Source organism: Rhodococcoides fascians NBRC 12155 = LMG 3623, from assembly GCF_001894785.1.
Classification (GTDB): domain Bacteria; phylum Actinomycetota; class Actinomycetes; order Mycobacteriales; family Mycobacteriaceae; genus Rhodococcoides; species Rhodococcoides fascians.
Map to the genome: position 1 here is coordinate 80,245 of NZ_BCWW01000009.1, position 15,254 is coordinate 95,498.

Here is a 15,254-nt window from a genome sequence, read left to right on the forward strand (position 1 = left end):
CCACCCACACTGAGGACCGTGCGAGTAGCCATCGTTGCGGAATCGTTCTTACCCAACATGAACGGCGTCACCCACTCGGTGATCCGTGTCCTCGAACATCTCGAGAAGACCGGGCACGACGCCATAGTCGTCGCCCCCGACAACCCGTCGGGACCGCGAGCGGCGACCTGGCACAACGGCGTCCCGGTCCACCGAGTGCCGTCCGTCATGGTGCCGAAGGTCAGCTCCCTGCCCGTCGGTGTTCCTGGCCTCGGGATGGTCTCGGCGCTACGGACCTTCGCGCCCGACGTCGTGCATCTGGCGTCCCCGTTCCTGCTCGGAGCGGGCGGCCTGGCCGCCGCCCACCGCCTCGACGTGCCTGCCGTCGCCGTCTACCAGACCGATGTCGCAGGATTCGCCGCGAGCTACGGCCTCGGCTTGACCTCGAAGGCCGCGTGGCGTTGGACCAGGAGACTCCACCGCGGAGCGGCCCGCACTCTGGCACCGTCCACCTCGGCCGTCGACGCGCTCGAGCAGCACGGCATCCCGCGCGTACACCGGTGGGCCAGGGGAGTGGACGCGGTTCGGTTCGCGCCCTCGGCCGCGTCGGCCACCCTTCGCGGCCGATGGGGAGCAGGCGAAAAGCTGATCGTCGGGTTCGTCGGCAGGCTCGCGCCGGAGAAGCACGTCGAGCGGCTTGCCGTGCTGGCCACGGATTCGTCGATCCAGCTGGTGATCGTCGGCGGCGGACCCGATACGGCAGCACTGCAGGCGTTGATGCCGAACGCGATCTTCACCGGGCAACTCGGCGGCGACGAACTCGCGCAGGCCTACGCCAGCTTCGACATCTTCGTCCACCCCGGCGAACACGAAACCTTCTGTCAAGCAGTCCAAGAAGCCCTCGCCAGCGGAGTCCCCGTCATCGGGCCCGACGCCGGCGGACCCCGCGATCTGGTCTCGCACTGCCGCAACGGCTACCTACTGCCGGTCGACAAGTTCACCGAGCTGCTGCCCAGTGCAGTCGGCGCCCTCGCCGAACCCACCACCCGTGCCCGCTTCGGCAACGCCGCCCGCCGATCGGTTCTGCACCGCACCTGGCCTGCCATCTGCGACGAGCTGATCTCCCACTACTACGACGTGCAAGGCATCACAGCGCCACGGGTGACCGAAGCAGCCTGAGTAAGCTGGAGTTCGTGGCCACGACATCGCGCGCAACCCTGGAAAAAGAGCCCCATGAGGTGGCGTCGATGTTCGACGGCGTCGCCCGCCGCTACGACATCACCAACACCGTTCTGTCGTTCGGCCAGGACCGCAGCTGGCGCAAGCTGACCCGCCGAGCCCTCGACCTGAAGCCCGGCGAGCGGGTCCTGGATCTCGCCGCCGGCACCGGCGTCTCCACCGTCGAACTCGGACGCAGCGGAGCCTGGTGCGTCGCCACCGACTTCTCCAAGGGCATGCTCCGAGCCGGACTCTCCCGCGGAGTGCCGATGGTCGCCGGTGACGCGATGGCGCTTCCGTACGCCGACGCCAGTTTCGACGCCGCCACCATCTCGTTCGGCCTTCGCAATGTCTCCGACTTCGATGCCGGTCTGCGCGAAATTGCCCGAGTCACCAAACCCGGTGGGCGTCTTGTGGTGTCGGAATTCTCCACCCCGGTCTTCGGCCCGTTCCGCACGGCATACATGGAGTACCTGATGAAGGCGCTCCCCAAAGTCGCTCGCGCAGTGAGCAGCAACCCCGACGCGTACGTCTATCTCGCCGAGTCCATTCGCGCGTGGCCCACGCAGGAGCAGTTGGCTCAGCGCATCGCCGACGCCGGCTGGACCGACGTGCAGTGGCGCAACCTCACCGGCGGAATCGTGGCTCTGCACAAGGCAATTCGGCCCTGAGTCCGCGCGCGGCTACGAAAACGGCGGCCGCGAATCGATTTTCAGTGACGTGGTTCCTGCGGTTCGCCACGTACGAGCGACGAGGTCGCTGTCGGCCTCGGTGACCAGGTTGCCCATGCACCGGACCGCGACTTTCATCAGTGACCGCGAGCGCATGCCCACCGGGCCCGCTGCGGGCAGGAACCTCGGCACGGTCAGCAGTCCGGCGAGGCGTCGAGCAATGGAGAAGGCTTGACCGTAGTGCTCACGCAGCAGGGTCGGCCAGGCGTCGGTCAGGTCCGCGTGATCGAGAAGGTCGACCACCATGCGGCCGCCTTCGAGTCCGTAGTCGATGCCCTCACCGTTGAGTGGGTTCACGCACGCTGCGGCGTCGCCGATGATCGCCCAGTTCACCCCCGCGACGCCGGAGACCGCCCCGCCCATCGGCAGCAGCGCCGACGCGACCGACCGCAGCTCGCCGGTCAGTTCCCATTCCGACCGCCGTTGCTGGGTGTAGAGGTCCAGCAGGGGACGCAGGGCTCCCGGTGCGGGCCGGGTGGCAGTGGCCAGCGTGCCGACGCCGATGTTGATGTTGCCGTCGTTCAGTGGAAAGACCCATCCGTAGCCGGGCTGCAGCGTGCCTGCGCCGTCGCGCAGTTCGAGGTGCGAGCTGATCCATTCGTCGTCGCTACGAGCAGACGTGATGTACGCGCGGGCGGCGACGCCGAACGCGGTGTCGCGGTGCCACTGGCGTCCGAGTTGCTTGCCCAGCGTGGACCGGACGCCGTCGGCGACGATCAGAGTGCGGCACGCGATGTCGTGGCTGCCTTCGCCGGTCTGCAGCGTCACCGAACGGACCGCATTTCCGTCGCGGGTGACGGACACCGCTTTGGCACCCTCGGCCATCACAGCCCCGGCGTCGACGGCAACGCGGCGAATGCGGTCGTCCAACTCGGTTCGCGGGACGGCACTACCCACGGCCGGGAAAGATCTGCTCGGCCATTCGAGCTCGAGTTCCTGGCCGAACCCACTCAGGCGCAACCCGCGATTGCGCGCGGTACCGCGAACCCATTCACCCAAGCCCAACCGATCGAGTTCGGCGACCGCGCGCGGAGTCAGCCCGTCGCCGCACGTCTTGTCCCGGGGAAAGACGGCCGCGTCGGCGAGTACGACGTCGCGGCCGGAACGCGCTGCCCACGCCGCCGCGGACGATCCTGCGGGGCCCGCGCCCACGACCAACACATCGGTCGAGGAGGGCAGGGCCGGGTTGGATGAGGTCACAGATCCCAGTATCCCGACTGCCGCGGTGCTGCGCCGTCAGGGCCTTCGGTCGACCGTTGTCGAGGCCCTGCTCATCGGGCGTGTTCACCGTCGGAGCGGTGACGTCGTTCACTCACTCGCCCCTGGAGGGCGCGTCGGGAAGCGACTCGGGCTCGGTTCGGTGAGGGAATAGTCACCTGTGGTGGGCGGCACCGTCGTGCGAGTGTGCACACTAGGTTCACTACGGTAGTACCCGAGCAGCAGTTTCCGTCATCCATCGCCGCTCGACGCCGACGACAGGACAGGGATCAACATCGTGAGTACAGACGACGCGACCGCAGTAACGGTCGTTGCCGGAGTCGACCTGGGTGACCCGGAGCTCGCTCGATCCGTCGCCGACGGTCTCGCGCGCGTCGAAGAGCTGATGATCAGCGAACTGTCCGACGGCGAAGAGTTCCTCACCGAGGCTGCTCTGCATCTGGCGAAGGCCGGCGGCAAGCGATTCCGACCCCTGTTCACCGTGCTGACCGGCCAGCTGGGGCCGTCGCCGACAGATCCGGCGATCGTCACCGCCGCCACCGTGGTCGAGCTGGTGCACTTGGCGACGCTCTATCACGACGACGTCATGGACGAGGCGTCGATGCGCCGCGGAGCCGAGAGTGCGAACTCACGCTGGGGCAACAGTGTGGCCATTCTCGCGGGCGACTACCTCTTCGCACATGCGTCGCGTCTGGTGTCCACCCTCGGACCCGACGCCGTCCGCATCATCGCCGAGACCTTCGCCGAGTTGGTCACCGGGCAGATGCGCGAAACGATCGGGGCCAAAAGCACCGACGATCCCATCGCGCACTACTTGAAGGTCGTGTGGGAGAAGACCGGGTCGCTCATCGCCTCCTGTGGGCGCTTCGGCGGCACGTTCAGTGGCGGCGATGCCGAGCACGTGGGACGCCTCGAGCGCCTCGGTGACGCTGTCGGCACCGCGTTCCAGATCTCCGACGACATCATCGACATCTCCTCGGCCACCGAGCAGTCGGGTAAGACTCCCGGCACCGACCTGCGGGAAGGCGTGCACACCCTGCCGGTGCTGTTCGCGCTCCGCGAGGAAGGTGCCGACGGCGACCGCCTGCGCGAGATCCTGGCCGGCCCGGTCACCGAGGATGCGCTGGTCACCGAGGCCCTGGAGCTGTTGCAGCGATCACCCGGCATGGTCGCGGCCAAGAAGACCCTCGGCGAGTACGCCGACCGCGCCCACGCCGAGCTCGCACTGCTGCCGCAGGGCCCCGCCAACGACGCCCTGGGCCGACTGGTGAACTACACCGTCGAACGCGTGGGGTAGTCGCCCACTCGGTGGTCGGGAACTGCACGTCGGGGTGCCGTCGTTGGATCGGGTAGGAACACCCGGTACGAGGAGGCACCCGTCACGATGAACAGTTACGCCAACGGTGCGAAGACATTCGGCCTGCTGGTCGGGATGTCTGCGCTGATCGTCTTCATCGGTTCGTTGTTCGGTAACTCGATGATTCTGATCGGGTCGATCGTGCTGGCCGTCGGCGTCAACGGCTACGCGTACTTCAACAGCGCGAAGATGGCTCTGAAGTCGATGCACGCGGTACCGGTCAGTGAGCTCGAACAGCCCGCGATGTATCGGATCGTGCGGGAACTGGCGACAACGGCGCATCAGCCGATGCCCGCGCTGTACGTGAGCCCGACCAACAATCCCAACGCGTTCGCCACCGGGCGGAACCCGCGCAACGCAGCCGTGTGCTGCACCGAGGGCATACTTCGGATCCTCGACGAGCGGGAACTGCGAGCGGTGCTCGGACACGAACTCTCGCACGTCTACAACCGCGACATCCTGATCTCGTCGGTGGCCGGTGCCATGGCCTCGGTCATCTCCGGCCTGGCGAACCTGGCCTTCTTCGCCAACGTCTTCGGTGGCCGCGGCAACGGGGGACCGAACCCGCTCGCGCTGCTGTTGGTGTCGATGCTGGGACCCATTGCGGCCAGCCTGGTTCGCCTCGCGGTCTCTCGGTCTCGGGAGTATCAGGCCGACCAGTCCGGTGCCGAGCTGACCGGCGACCCGTTGGCTCTGGCGTCGGCACTGCGCAAGCTCGAGCAGGGGGTGCAGCTGGCACCGCTGCCGCCCGAGCCGCGGCTGGCCGCGGAGTCACATCTGATGGTCGCCAATCCGTTCCGTATCGGCGACAAGGCGGGCGCACTGTTCGCCACCCACCCGCCGATGGCCGACCGAATCGAGCGGCTCGAGCGGATGGCCGGCCATCGGCCGTACTGAGCGGAGCCTGCGGCATGTGAGTGGAACTTCGTAGTCTGCTACGAGGTTCCACTCACATGCGGCGCTCTACCGGTAGTTGACGAATTGCAGGGCGATGCCGAAGTCCTCGTTCTTGAGCAACTGTTGGATTGCCTGCAGGTCGTCGCGCTTCTTGCTGCTCACGCGCAGCTCGTCGCCCTGGATCTGCGCTTTGACGCCCTTGGGGCCGTCGTCGCGGATCTTCTTGGAGATCTTCTTGGCGTTCTCGGTGCTGATGCCTTGCACGAGTTTGCCGGTGACCTTGTAGACCTTGCCGGACGCGGCCGGGTCGTTGGTCTCGAAAGCCTTGAGCGATACGTCGCGTCGGATCAGTTTCTCCTTGAAGACGTCCAGAGCTGCCTTGACCTTCTCCTCGGATTCGGACGTGATGACGATGGTCTCGGACTCGCCACTGCCGGACCACTCGATGCTGGTGTCCGATCCTCGGAAGTCGAAGCGGGTCGCCAGCTCCTTCGCGGCCTGTCCGAGAGCGTTGTCCACTTCCTGCCGGTCGACTTTGCTCACTACGTCGAAGGACGAATCAGCCACTTCTCACACTCTCCAGTCGAATCGAAAATTTGTTTCTGCGGTGGTGTCGGTCCACATCCCGCTGGGACTTTATCGGCCCGCTACCGACCGTATCCACCCGGTTTGCGTTCCGGGGGGACGTTCGTTGTATTCTTCTCACCGCGCCGAAGACCAGCACGGACTTCGATCGCAGCACGGCAGATTGCCCGAGCGGCCAATGGGAGCGGACTGTAAATCCGTCGGCTTATGCCTACGTAGGTTCGAATCCTACATCTGCCACACCTGGAACCCCGGCGAGAAATTTTCTCGCTGGGGTTTCCATGTGAAGAGGACATATCAGGGCCGCTGACCTCGCAATTTGGCAGTCGGTGCTCGGAATGTGTAACCTCTTGAAGGCTTCAGCGCACGGCTTGTTCGTGTTCTGAGGTGGAGCCTGCGGAACGAGAGTTCCCGTAGTCACCCGCCCCCTTAGCTCAGTCGGTAGAGCGTTTCCATGGTAAGGAAAAGGTCAACGGTTCGATTCCGTTAGGGGGCTCGCTGGATTGGATGGCTCGACGTCGCGCTCCCGTTCGTGGGATGGTGGACGATGAGCACCTGAGGCGGTGTAGCTCAGTTGGTAGAGCAAACGACTCATAATCGTTGCGTCGCCGGTTCAAGTCCGGTCACCGCTACACAGTAGGCAAGCACGGCAAGTAGCACGCATGAACAGTCCTGATTGACCCAGATCAGATTTACCCGAAAGTAGGCGTCCAGTGGCCTCCTCCACCGATGTGCGGCCCAAGATCACCTTGGCCTGCGAGGTTTGCAAGCACCGCAACTACATCACCAAGAAGAACCGTCGGAACGATCCCGACCGCATCGAGCTGAAGAAGTTCTGCTCCAACTGCGGCACGCACCGGGCGCACCGCGAGTCTCGCTAGGTCCAACTGCCCTTCTGCAAGGGTAGAAAAGGTCGTTTCCACCGTGTCACAAGCACCACACGATGCTGCGGCATCATCTGAAATTCCGGCCATGGATGTATCCGCTCACGCGGCGTCCATGGTCGGTTTTCATTACCGCGTCGACGACTTCTACGAGGTCGGCCGCGAAAAGGTCCGTGAGTACGCGCGTGCGGTCCAGGACTTCCATCCCGCGCATCACGACGAGGACGCAGCGAAGGGCCTCGGTTACGACGGTCTCCTCGCGCCCTTGACCTTCATTTCGCTGGTCGGCATCATCGCGCAGACGCGGATGTTCAAAGAGGTCATCACCGGGTACGACCCGAGCCAGATTCTGCAGACCGATCAGCGGCTGCAATTTCATCGCCCGATTCAGGTCGGCGATCGACTGGTGTGCGATGTCCACCTCGAGTCGTTCCGTCAGATGAGTGGCAGCGACATCATGACCACCAAGAACATCGTCACCGACCAGAACGGCGAGGTCGTGCAGACGACGTGGACGACCATCGTCGCGCGTACCGGCGGCGAGGTCGACGAAAACATCGCGCACGCGGTCAAGGAAGTGATCATGCATGGCGCTTCGTAGTTTCGACGACGTCTCCGTCGGATACGAGATGCCGGAGCGAGTCGTCATGCTCACGCGCGGCGATCTCGTGAACTACGCGGGTGTCTCGGGAGATCCGAACCCGATTCACTGGAGCGACGAGGTCGTCCGCCTGGCCGGCCTGGACAATGTGATCGCGCACGGCATGCTGACGATGGGCCTCGGTGCCGGGTTCGTCACGTCGTGGCTGGGTGATCCCGGTGCGGTCACCGAATACAACGTTCGCTTCACCAGCTCGGTCTACGTGTCCGAGGACTCTGCGGCTGCGGTCGAGTTCTCCGGCAAGATCAAGTCGGTGGATGCGGACGAGAGAACTGCCGTCATCGCTATCGTGGCGAAGTTCGACAGCAAGAAGATTTTCGGGCGAGCGACCGCTACAGTTCGCTTGGCCTGATGATGGGTCGATCCGGACGGCCACCGAGCTGCCGGAACGACGGGATTTATCTGTTCCGAAGGGTGTGCAGTACACTGAGATTTCTGGGGTAATCCAGCGCTGTGCGCTGCCCGCGTCCTCCTCGGAGGTTGTGTGGGTTCGCGTGAATGCGTCGGGTGGACACCAGAGCGGCCGAGAAGTTTTCGGCCGAAGGGGCGTAGCTCAATTGGTAGAGCAACGGTCTCCAAAACCGTAGGTTGCAGGTTCAAGTCCTGTCGCCCCTGCCCAAGGTGTCAGCAACTGAGAGGAACGACGTGAGCGAGGAGCGCGGTAAGCGCGACGGTCGATCGGAGGAGTTCGAGAACTCCTCGGCTCCAGACGACGTCGCACCTGGCTCCGAGGGCCGTCTCTCCGATGCTGACACAACCGCAGATGATGCCGCTGCAGGCGCAGTGGCTCCCACCGGCAAGCGCGCGTCCGGCAGGTCCCGTGGCAGCGCCGCCGGCGTGTCGATGACGAAGGCCGCACCCGCGAAGGCCGCTTCGGGCAAGGCTCGATCCGGCAAGGCCAAGCTCGACAAGCGACCGAATGTGTTTCTGCGTCTGCTGCAGTTCTTCCGCGAGGTCGTCGCCGAGCTTCGGAAGGTCATCTGGCCGAACAAGAAGCAGATGGTCACCTACACCACCGTCGTGCTCGTCTTCCTGGCGTTCATGGTCGCGTTCATCAGTGGCCTCGATCTGCTGTTCATCAAGGGCGTCGGCTGGCTGTTCGGTTGACCGAACGCAGTTGCCGTGACTTTTCGACGATCGAACCGAGCAGGAACTAGAGAAAGGGTGCTGACGTGAGCACGCCGCACAACGACGCCACCGAAGTGGCCGCATTCGACGCCGATGTCGAGGCGACCAAGCAGGGCCTCGAAGCGGAGCAGGCCGCTCAGGACCGCGAGACGGACGAAGCAATCAAGGCCGATGTCGCCGCTGCCGCCGGGGACGACGTTCCCGCCGAAGGCGACGAGACATCCGAGGTCTCCGCTGACGTCGACGTCACTGCAGAGCCCGAAGACCCCGTTGCCGAGATGAAGGCGGCTCTGCGCCGCGCCCCCGGTGACTGGTACGTCATTCACAGCTACGCCGGATACGAGAACAAGGTCAAGGCCAACCTCGAGACCCGTGTGCAGAACCTCGACGTCGGTGACTACATCTTCCAGGTGGAGGTTCCCACCGAAGAGGTCACCGAGATCAAGAACGGCCAGCGCAAGCAGGTCAACCGCAAGGTTCTGCCCGGCTACATCCTGGTCCGCATGGAACTGAACGACGAATCCTGGGGTGCGGTTCGCAACACTCCCGGCGTCACCGGTTTCGTCGGCGCGACGTCACGTCCGTCGCCGCTGACCATCAACGAGGTCGTCAAGTTCCTCATGCCTCAGGAAGGTGCCAAGAAGGACGCGAAAGCGGCCGCAGGCACTGCCGAGCAGGGCAGCGAGACCACGTCGAAGCCCACCATCGAGGTCGACTTCGAGGTCGGCGAGTCGGTCACCGTCATGGACGGCCCGTTCGCGACCCTCCCGGCCAGCATCAGCGAGGTCAACGCAGAGCAGCAGAAGCTCAAGGTGCTGGTATCGATCTTCGGCCGTGAAACCCCGGTCGAGCTCGGCTTCACCCAGGTCTCCAAGATCTAGAAGCCGACCGCACAGACTTGCAGTAGCAACCGCAAGAAACCCGAGCGAATACAAGGAAACAAGACATGCCCCCGAAGAAGAAGAAGCTAGCCGGGATCATCAAGCTTCAGATCCAGGCCGGCGCCGCCAACCCGGCACCGCCCGTCGGCCCCGCACTGGGCCAGCACGGCGTCAACATCATGGAGTTCTGCAAGGCGTACAACGCCGCGACCGAGTCGCAGCGCGGCAACGTCGTGCCCGTCGAGATCTCGGTCTACGAGGACCGTACGTTCGACTTCAAGCTGAAGACTCCTCCCGCTGCCAAACTGCTGCTCAAGGCTGCAGGCGTGGCGAAGGGCTCCGGCGAGCCGCACAAGACCAAGGTCGCCAAGGTGACCATGGATCAGGTGCGCGAGATCGCCAAGACCAAGCAGGAAGACCTCAACGCCAACGACATCGATCAGGCCGCGAAGATCATCGCCGGCACTGCTCGCTCGATGGGCATCACGGTCGAAGGCTGATTTTCAGCCTCTCCAAGCATCACACGTGGGAGAGCCGGCCAGGCTCGTCAACCACTCTGAACTCGAACGAAGGACAGTAAGACATGGCAAAGCGCAGTAAGGCCTACCTCGAGCAGGCCGCCAAGATCGACCAGGACAACCTCTACTCGCCTCTGGAAGCCGCCAAGCTGGCCAAGGAGACCGCGTCGAGCAAGTTCGACCCCACCGTCGAGGTCGCAGTGCGACTCGGCGTCGACCCCCGCAAGGCAGACCAGATGGTGCGCGGCACCGTCAACCTTCCCCACGGCACCGGCAAGACCGCTCGGGTTATTGTTTTCGCCGCTGGTGAGAAGGCTGCTGAAGCCGAGGCCGCAGGAGCCGACGTCGTCGGTGCAGAAGATCTGATCGAGCGCATTCAGGGCGGATTCCTGGACTTCGACGCCGCTATCGCGACCCCCGATCAGATGGCCAAGGTCGGCCGCATCGCCCGTGTCCTCGGACCGCGTGGCCTGATGCCGAACCCGAAGACGGGCACGGTCACCAACGATGTGACCAAGGCCGTCAACGACATCAAGGGCGGAAAGATCAACTTCCGCGTCGACAAGCAGGCCAACCTGCACTTCGTCATCGGCAAGGCCTCGTTCGACGAGACCAAGCTGGTCGAGAACTACGGTGCCGCACTGGACGAGATCCTGCGTGCGAAGCCGTCGTCGGCGAAGGGTCGCTACGTCAAGAAGGTCACCGTTTCGACCACCACCGGACCCGGCGTCCAGGTCGATCCCAACCGCACTCGCAACCTCCTCGAGGATGACGCGAACGCGTAATTTCTTCAGCTCCGAACGAAGGCCGGTCTCCCTGTGGGAGGCCGGCCTTCGTCGTTCTGTCCTGCCGAGATCTAGGCTGCGTTCGCGCGAGCGAAGTTGGCCAGCACGAGGCCGCTGATCCGGTCGAGCAACGCGGCCGGCAGGTCGTGTGCCATGCCCTCGATGAGGGTCAGCTCCGCGCCGGGCACCGCCCGGGCGATGGCCTTGCCACAGGCCGGCCGCACCAGTCGGTCCGCGGTCCCGTGGATGACGGTCGTCGGTGCGTCGATCTTCTGTGCGTAGGGCTTGAGGCTGCCGGTACCGGTGATGGCCGCCATCTGCCGAATGACTCCGGACGGGTTGTAGTTGCGTTCGTACATCACCTGGGCGATCTCGAGCTGTTCCTCGAGCGGGGTCCGGAACCCGGGGGAGCCGATCGTGGACAGCGTCTTCGCCGAATGCGCGATGATCTCGTCCTTCGTGGCGTCCTTGCCGACGCCACCGATCAACGGCAGTAGTGCCCGGGGATCCGGCGGTGGCAGGAATGCCTCGTTGGTGCTCGAGAACAGAATGGACACGGACTTGGTTCGCTGCGGGTAGCTACCGGCGAACACCTGCGTGATCATGCCGCCCATCGAAGCGCCGACGACGTGCGCGGAGTCGATGTCGAGGTGGTCGAGTACGCCGACCGCATCGGCGGCCATGTCGACGATCGTGTACGGGACGTCCGACGACATTCCCAGTTCGTGCCGGAGGAGCCGAAGAATCTGCCAGCCGTGCACCTTTCTGCCCGTCATCTTCGTCGACAGCCCGATGTCGCGGTTGTCGATGCGGATCACCCGATAGCCGGCGTCGACGAGACGCGTGCAGAAGTCCATGGGCCACAGCGTCAGCTGCGCGGACAGACCCATGATGAGCAGTACGGCGGGGTCGTCGACCGAACCCATGTCCTCGTACGCGATGTCGATGGAGTTCGACGGCGCGATGCCTTGTTCGATTCTCATGTTCTCGTTCCTACCAGTCGGGGGCGCCCAGCACCGGAACCACCAGGTAACTGGGATCGTGTGGGTCGATCGCGATGTCCTGCGGTTTCAGTCGAGTGCGAACGAGGTCCGGCAGGATGGGGATGAACCGTGGTGCGTCGGTGGCGAATACGGCCACCCGGAGGCGATGACCCGTCGCGATCATAGCTTCGGTGCCGAGAATGTCGATGTCGAGTGTGATGGGCTGCCCCACGGGTACCGGCAGCACAGCGGCCTTGGTGAGCGGGTGGTACGGCCGGGTGTAGTCGCCGTTCGGTGCGAACAGTGATCGCTCGTCGTCCACGGCTCGGCGAGACGCGAGCAACGCCCCGTTGCTCAGCACGGTCGACTTACCGTCGGGGGCGACGTCGCAGATCATGATCGCCCACAATGCTTCTCGGGCACGGCAGATGACGCGCAGATGCAGGTTCATCGGCCCCGACAGCACGGCGTCCGCGCGGGCGGGTTCGGTGGTGAACGTGGCGGCGGCACCTTCGGCGAATCGGTTGTCGTAGGTGAAGCCGCCGCCCAGTAGAGCCGTGACACCGGCGAGAACCTGTGTGGTGTCCCGGGATACGACGGCACGGAGTGATGGACGTACGGTCAGCACGCCGGACGACGTGGACGGCTCGAAGGCGAGGCTGCCGTCGCCGGCGGCGTGGGAGGCGGTGTTCGACGCTTCGGCCGACAGATACAGCCTGCGCGACAGTGCCTGGGGAGCCGGAAAGCGGCCGTGCGCAGTCCAATTGCCGCCCTGTTGTCGTAGGGTGACCGGCCCGTAGTTCTCGATTCCGTTGTCGATGTCGCACAGCCATCGGTCGAACCAGGCTCGCTCGAGTACATCCAGTCGTGGTGGGAATCCCGGTTCACCGAAACCGATTCCGGGATTGACGTGGTAGCCGTCGCCGACGAGTAGTTGTTTGGAGCCGCGTTCGAGAGCGAGTCGGTTGTAGATGTCCGGTGCCGAGCTGCCGAAGATGTCGTGCCAGCAGCCGTAGAGGAAGGTCGGTGCGGTGATGTCCTCGATGACGGCGTCGATGGTGTCGTAGTACGGGTCGTCGTAGATTCGTGGATCATTCCCCGTGACAAAGCCTTTGGCCAGATCGAACAGGTCGGTCGCAGGTGATCGGACGCGATCGCGAAGCCAGGCGACGGTATCGATTCCTCTCACCGCAGGTGCCCATTTGAGTCCGTTGACAGCAGCGAGCCACAGGGGAATGAACGCCGAGGTCGCGCCTCCGGTTGCGAAGATCTCGCGAACGATGTCCACCGAACCTTCGACGGCGAATATCGCGTCGAGCCCGTCGGGTCTCTTGGCTGCCGCCTGCAGTGCGTTGATCGCTGAGTACGAGATGCCCGCCATGCCGATTCTGCCGTTGCACCAGTGTTGCCGGCGCGCCCACTCGATCACTTCGATCGAGTCCAGTTGTTCTCGGGTGCCCAGTACGTCCCAGGTTCCGGTGGAGCTTCCGGTTCCTCGAACGTCGACGATCATCTGGACGTACCCGCTACGAACGAGGTGGCGGTTGACCGACAACAGATCCGCGGCTCCGCCCGCGACCACACGAGTGATTTCGGTGATGCCGTCGAACGCGGTACCGGTCAGGTCGAACGCCGACGAGAACTTCCTGATGGCTCGGCCGAGTATCGGTGTTTCGAGGATCGTATCGATACCTTTGATCAGCAGCTTGTTGTAAGGCGTCAGGTTCAGGACCGTCGGGAACGTCCCCGGTACCGGCTGCCCGGACGCATCGGCGGGTCGGAAGACGTATGCGCGCAGGGCCGCTCCGTCGCTCATCGGAATGCGCACGTCGGCCGAGACGGACACTCGTGGGTACTGCGGAGCCTGCGCCGTGATCGCTGCCCAGGCCTGTGCGGCCTCGCCGCCGCTGGGGTCGCGCGGGGGTCTCAGGAGGGGGTGGGGCTCGACGGCGGTCATGAAGAACGATTAGACCTTCGAACGACCCTCTTTGTCCTGTGGAACGCGAATCGGTCGTGGTGTGCTCCAACGAGACGGCCTCAGTCCTGTGTTTTGTTGGGAACATTCTCAACGCCGGTTGAGCGTTGCTGTGGGGCGTACCAGACTTTCGAAACCAGCGACTACGACGCGCGCTGCGTTGTTAACGTCTGCCCGTCCGAGTGATGTGGGACACCGACCGTTGCAGGGGAGTACGAATGCACGTAGAAGCACTGTTCGGAGACGGATCGCAACGGCCTATCTGGCCGCACGCGGACGCACTGATCACCAGCGAATGCCCGGGGCTGCGCTTTGCCGGCAAGTACGCCGATGTCGTTGCCCTCAGCAACGGCGATCCCACCGCGCTGCGGCCGTTCATCGACGAGGAGACTCGTCGCCGCGTCGCGAGCATGGCACCACCGCGTACCGACACTGCGCTCGTGTTCGGAGCGAACGGGTTTCTCGGCGCGCATCTGATCGGCCGTCTCACCCGGGACTCCGCCGTCGACGTCGTGTACGCCGTGGTTCGTCCCACCGAGGAGGAGTCGGCTATCGAGCGACTCCAGCGCACGTTCGATCAGTACGAGATCACGGTCGATGCAGACAAGATTCGGATCGTCGAAGGCACGCCGACCTCGTTCCGCTTCGGTCTGGACAAGGCCGGGTACTTCGAACTCGCAGCCGGTGTGAGCCAGATCTTCAACTGCGCCAGCTCGACCGACTACACCGAGAGTTACGCCGAGCTGCGGGACGACTGGTTCGTCAGCGTGCTACGCATCCTCGAATTCAGCATCACCTCGGCCCGTAAGCATCTGACCTACGTCGGCAGCATCGGCGCGCATCTCTATCAGAAGCCCGAGGACTTCCGTCGTCCCGACTCGTGGTGGTACTCCGGGTACGCCCAGATGAAGTGGGTCAACGCCACCTTGCTCGGGTGGTTGTCGATGTCGGACACGTATTCCGTCACGCTGGCCGAGGCCCCCTACATCCTCGGCAGTACCGACCTGGGCCTCGATCCGGGCCGCGTCTACAGCTTCTGGCGCATCGTGGAGTTGGCGATCGCCGCCGGCGCGATCTGGGACGGGCCGGGAATGAACTACGTCCCGGTGGACGTGATGTGCGACGTCATGGCCGGCAACGCACTGCGGAGCCACCCGCTCACCCGATTGTTGCCCAGCAACCCGACCGGTTACGGACACGACCTTTACGCCGAGCTCCTCGGCCTCGACCTGGTGAGCTGGGACGAGTTCGTCGAACGCGTCAGCGTCCGTATCTCGCCTCGGTTCGCCGAGACCATGCTCGCCGACAACATCGACAAGCTCATGCGGCTGGTGCACAAGCCCGAGGCCATCCTGCCCGTCGACCACGACACCTCCTGGTGCGATCACCGCAGGCTCTTCGAGCTGTACTTCGAGAAGGCCCAGCTCAAGACGCTCACCCCTGTCGTCAACTGA

Annotated in this window: 16 protein-coding genes and 4 tRNA genes; 16 read left to right on the top strand and 4 right to left on the bottom strand. The window is 64.4% G+C overall.

Annotated elements, in window-relative coordinates:
- Window positions 1-18 precede the first annotated feature (18 nt).
- Both RFA01S_RS18980 and RFA01S_RS18985 read left to right on the top strand, forming a co-directional pair.
- A complete protein-coding gene (locus RFA01S_RS18980) occupies window positions 19-1,158 on the top strand; it encodes a glycosyltransferase family 4 protein (RefSeq protein WP_174557289.1) in 1,140 nt (379 codons plus the stop codon).
- A 14-nt stretch (window positions 1,159-1,172) separates the two neighbouring features.
- Window positions 1,173-1,868 carry a demethylmenaquinone methyltransferase gene (locus tag RFA01S_RS18985; RefSeq protein ID WP_027498286.1) on the top strand — a complete coding sequence of 232 codons (696 nt, stop codon included), beginning with the start codon at window positions 1,173-1,175 and terminating at the stop codon, window positions 1,866-1,868.
- Window positions 1,869-1,880: 12 nt separating this feature from the next.
- Here the strand turns inward: RFA01S_RS18985 and RFA01S_RS18990 are convergent, their stop codons facing one another.
- The gene (locus RFA01S_RS18990; protein ID WP_032407352.1) at window positions 1,881-3,128 is read right to left on the bottom strand and encodes a geranylgeranyl reductase family protein; all 1,248 of its coding nucleotides are present in this window, start codon (window positions 3,126-3,128) and stop codon (window positions 1,881-1,883) included.
- 295 nt (window positions 3,129-3,423) lie between these two features.
- Between RFA01S_RS18990 and RFA01S_RS18995 the strand changes: the two genes are divergently transcribed.
- Together RFA01S_RS18995 and htpX are read left to right on the top strand one after the other, a co-directional pair.
- Window positions 3,424-4,443, top strand: coding sequence for a polyprenyl synthetase family protein (locus RFA01S_RS18995; RefSeq protein ID WP_032365250.1), 1,020 nt, complete (start codon window positions 3,424-3,426; stop codon window positions 4,441-4,443).
- Window positions 4,444-4,530: 87 nt separating this feature from the next.
- A complete protein-coding gene (gene htpX / locus RFA01S_RS19000) occupies window positions 4,531-5,400 on the top strand; it encodes a zinc metalloprotease HtpX (RefSeq protein ID WP_072692139.1) in 870 nt (289 codons plus the stop codon).
- 66 nt (window positions 5,401-5,466) lie between these two features.
- On the opposite strand, the gene RFA01S_RS19005 is transcribed toward htpX, so the two are convergent.
- Window positions 5,467-5,967 carry a YajQ family cyclic di-GMP-binding protein gene (locus tag RFA01S_RS19005; RefSeq protein WP_027498282.1) on the bottom strand — a complete coding sequence of 167 codons (501 nt, stop codon included), beginning with the start codon at window positions 5,965-5,967 and terminating at the stop codon, window positions 5,467-5,469.
- Window positions 5,968-6,142: 175 nt separating this feature from the next.
- Between RFA01S_RS19005 and RFA01S_RS19010 the strand changes: the two genes are divergently transcribed.
- From RFA01S_RS19010 to rplA, 11 genes are all read left to right on the top strand, one after another.
- Window positions 6,143-6,225, top strand: a tRNA-Tyr gene (locus tag RFA01S_RS19010).
- 183 nt (window positions 6,226-6,408) lie between these two features.
- Window positions 6,409-6,481 (top strand) — tRNA-Thr (locus RFA01S_RS19015).
- Window positions 6,482-6,544: 63 nt separating this feature from the next.
- Window positions 6,545-6,617 (top strand) — tRNA-Met (locus RFA01S_RS19020).
- 81 nt (window positions 6,618-6,698) lie between these two features.
- On the top strand, window positions 6,699-6,866 hold the full coding sequence (rpmG, locus tag RFA01S_RS19025) for a 50S ribosomal protein L33 (RefSeq protein WP_027498281.1): 168 nt from the start codon (window positions 6,699-6,701) through the stop codon (window positions 6,864-6,866).
- A gap of 91 nt (window positions 6,867-6,957) precedes the next feature.
- On the top strand, window positions 6,958-7,470 hold the full coding sequence (hadA, locus tag RFA01S_RS19030) for a (3R)-hydroxyacyl-ACP dehydratase subunit HadA (RefSeq protein WP_048316186.1): 513 nt from the start codon (window positions 6,958-6,960) through the stop codon (window positions 7,468-7,470).
- Entirely contained in the window at window positions 7,457-7,882 is a 426-nt protein-coding gene (gene hadB, locus RFA01S_RS19035) for a (3R)-hydroxyacyl-ACP dehydratase subunit HadB (RefSeq protein WP_032407351.1), read from the top strand. The genes hadA and hadB overlap by 14 nt, the downstream gene beginning before the upstream one ends.
- A 190-nt stretch (window positions 7,883-8,072) precedes the next feature.
- Window positions 8,073-8,145: transfer RNA gene (locus RFA01S_RS19040), tRNA-Trp, on the top strand.
- 30 nt (window positions 8,146-8,175) lie between these two features.
- Window positions 8,176-8,637, top strand: coding sequence for a preprotein translocase subunit SecE (gene secE, locus RFA01S_RS19045; protein ID WP_032369898.1), 462 nt, complete (start codon window positions 8,176-8,178; stop codon window positions 8,635-8,637).
- A 65-nt stretch (window positions 8,638-8,702) separates the two neighbouring features.
- Window positions 8,703-9,539, top strand: coding sequence for a transcription termination/antitermination protein NusG (gene nusG / locus RFA01S_RS19050; RefSeq protein WP_032381279.1), 837 nt, complete (start codon window positions 8,703-8,705; stop codon window positions 9,537-9,539).
- 65 nt (window positions 9,540-9,604) lie between these two features.
- Window positions 9,605-10,039, top strand: coding sequence for a 50S ribosomal protein L11 (gene rplK / locus RFA01S_RS19055; RefSeq protein ID WP_008713829.1), 435 nt, complete (start codon window positions 9,605-9,607; stop codon window positions 10,037-10,039).
- Between the two features lie 83 nt (window positions 10,040-10,122).
- The gene (rplA, locus tag RFA01S_RS19060; RefSeq protein ID WP_027498276.1) at window positions 10,123-10,842 is read left to right on the top strand and encodes a 50S ribosomal protein L1; all 720 of its coding nucleotides are present in this window, start codon (window positions 10,123-10,125) and stop codon (window positions 10,840-10,842) included.
- Window positions 10,843-10,913: 71 nt separating this feature from the next.
- On the opposite strand, the gene RFA01S_RS19065 is transcribed toward rplA, so the two are convergent.
- On the bottom strand, window positions 10,914-11,825 hold the full coding sequence (locus RFA01S_RS19065; protein WP_032365255.1) for an alpha/beta fold hydrolase: 912 nt from the start codon (window positions 11,823-11,825) through the stop codon (window positions 10,914-10,916).
- Between the two features lie 10 nt (window positions 11,826-11,835).
- Window positions 11,836-13,782, bottom strand: a complete 1,947-nt coding sequence (locus RFA01S_RS19070) for a CocE/NonD family hydrolase (RefSeq protein ID WP_032407350.1) — start codon at window positions 13,780-13,782, stop codon at window positions 11,836-11,838.
- 236 nt (window positions 13,783-14,018) lie between these two features.
- Here RFA01S_RS19070 and RFA01S_RS19075 point away from each other — a divergent pair, with 236 nt between their 5' ends.
- Entirely contained in the window at window positions 14,019-15,254 is a 1,236-nt protein-coding gene (locus RFA01S_RS19075; RefSeq protein WP_032407349.1) for an SDR family oxidoreductase, read from the top strand.